3 protein-coding genes are annotated in these 2,228 nt (G+C 61.8%); 1 reads left to right on the top strand and 2 read right to left on the bottom strand.

Annotated elements, in window-relative coordinates; all coding sequences use genetic code 11:
* Nucleotides 1-386: LysE family translocator (locus tag A2J01_RS25030; RefSeq protein WP_156519399.1), on the bottom strand; the 386-nt coding region annotated here is incomplete at its 3' end.
* A 399-nt stretch (nt 387-785) separates the two neighbouring features.
* On the opposite strand from A2J01_RS25030, the gene A2J01_RS25025 reads away from it, so the two are divergent.
* A complete protein-coding gene (locus A2J01_RS25025; protein WP_064113822.1) occupies nt 786-1,796 on the top strand; it encodes an alpha/beta hydrolase in 1,011 nt (336 codons plus the stop codon).
* Nucleotides 1,797-1,804: 8 nt separating this feature from the next.
* Here A2J01_RS25025 and A2J01_RS25020 read toward each other — a convergent pair.
* On the bottom strand, nt 1,805-2,228 hold a 424-nt coding region (locus tag A2J01_RS25020), incomplete at its 5' end, for an MYG1 family protein (protein WP_197494296.1).

Genomic DNA, 2,228 nt, shown 5'->3' with positions numbered 1-2,228 from the left:
AAGACGGCGATCTTGGGGTTGAGCAGGTTGGTGGTGAAGCCCGTCTTCCATGTCCCGGCCTTCTGCGATCGTGGAGCGTCGGCATTGTGTTGCATCCGCGACGTCCGGCTCTCCCACAGTGCTCGCACACCGAGATAGATCAGGTAAGCCGCGCCGGCGAGCTTGACGACGGTGTACGCCTCCGCCGACGCGGCCAGGATCGCCGACAGCCCGAGGACGGTCAACAGACCCCACACCAGAAGGCCCGAGACGATGCCGGCAGCTACCCGGAAACCGGCGGATCTGCCCGCGCCGAGAGCAGCCTGCGTCACGACGGCCATGTCGGGCCCGGGGACCAGAGTCAGTAGGGCGAGCACAGCTGTGGCGGCGAGCAGAGCGGTCAGCATGCAACAAGTATGAAGTCGGGGTGGGGAGCATTGTCGGCCGGTGGTGTCGGGCCTGTGAACAAAGAGTGGCGCGGCGGTGTGAACTGCATGGACACGCCCGGAAACCGGCGTCTCGCGAGCCCTGTTCGACAAAGTTATGCACACTGTGGGGAAACGAATCGTTGCAGGTAGGAGGAATAACTCTGTTGTAATTCATCCTTTTGTCCACAGGTTATGCACAACTGGGAAGTGGATGTGAATGAAGTTATCCACACCTGTGTGTGCATCGGTGGAGAACTGTCCAACTCCATTGGATACCCGCGAGTAATAAATCCCAACCAGTGGGTTGACCCCGGGACGTTCGTCCTGTCCAATCGAGGGTCAGCGGTAGTCGTGCGATGCTCAGGGGGCGCTTGACGGATGCGGAGATTTGGGTTTGTCGGGATTGTGTTGGTCGTGCTCGCGCTTGTCATGGGCGGAGTGGCGTATGCCGAACCGGCACCTGAAAACCCACCAGGAGATTCGGCCGGTCAGGCCGGGGCTCACATCAATCGCATAGAGCAGTTGTCGCCCACACGCAGTGCCGTGTTCGTCGAGTCGCCGGCCATGCGACGCGAGGTACAAGTGCAGGTTCTGCATCCAGCGTCGAGCGCCGGTTCACGTCCGTCGTTCTACCTGCTCGACGGCGTCAGTGCCGGTTCGGAATCCGGATACTCCGAGAGCACCTGGACCCAGAAGACCGACATCGAAAGGTTTTTTGCCGACAAGAACGTCAACGTCGTTCTCCCCGTGGGCGGCACCGGCAGTTTCTACACCAACTGGAAGAACGACGATCCGAACCTCGGTGTGAACAAGTGGGAATCGTTTCTCGCAGAAGAACTTCCGACGTTGATCGATTCTGCGTTTTCCGGAAATGGGACGAACGTGGTCGGCGGGGTGTCCATGGGTGCGCTCGGCGCGGCCAACCTCATCACACATCACCCGAAGCTCTACACCGGATTGGCCTCGTACAGTGGCTGTCTCGATAACTCCGAATCGTCCTCGCAGGATTCCGTGCGGCTCACCGTGGCCAGCAAGGCGGGCGACGCCACCAACATGTGGGGCCCGGCGTCGGACCCCGACTGGCAAAAGCACGACCCGTCCACCAACGCGGAAACGCTGCGTGGGAAGACGATCTACGTGTCCTCCGGTACAGGTGCGCCCGGAGAATACGACAACGTCTTCACCCCGAGTGGACTGCAGACTGCCATCGAAGGCGGACCGCTCGAGGCGCTCGCTAATACGTGCACACAACTGTTCGAAGCGAGGTTGGGGGAGTTGTCGATTCCCGCAGTGTTCGCGTATCGGGACGACGGCACCCATTCGTGGCCGTACTGGCAAGACGCGCTTCACGATTCCTGGCCGACGGTGAAGACGGCGCTGGGAATGTGAGCTGAGAACTACTCGGCCAGTGCCAGTTCGAGCAATTGGAGGGCGCCGTCACGGGTCTGCGCAGCCGCGATGAACCCGGCCTTGTGGCAGAAGACCGAACTGTCGACGCCCGTCTGGGCGGCAAGATCCGAGCCGTTCAGGCCGCGCCACGGCTCCGGCAACAGCTTTCGTGAACCGAACTTGGAGTCAGCAGGCTTGACCGTCTGAATCGACCAGCCGCCGTTGGTGTTCGGGAAGATGGTGAACAGCAGCTCTGGCTGGGCCGACGCGGCGCGGCCGTGGGGAACGAAGCGTTCCAGCACGACGAAGCGCGGATCCGTTGCTTTTTCGTAGGTCTCGGTGAACTCGCGCTCGGCCGCCGCGTCGCCGGCATACTTGGCGCGCAGGCGAATCAAGACCTGGGTTGCGAGAACGACGGCCAGCTCGAACTGG

This window comes from Rhodococcus sp. EPR-134, from assembly GCF_001647205.1.
Classification (GTDB): domain Bacteria; phylum Actinomycetota; class Actinomycetes; order Mycobacteriales; family Mycobacteriaceae; genus Rhodococcus_F; species Rhodococcus_F qingshengii.
Note: the sequence above shows the minus strand (reverse complement) of the source record. Positions and strands in the feature narration are given on the sequence as shown.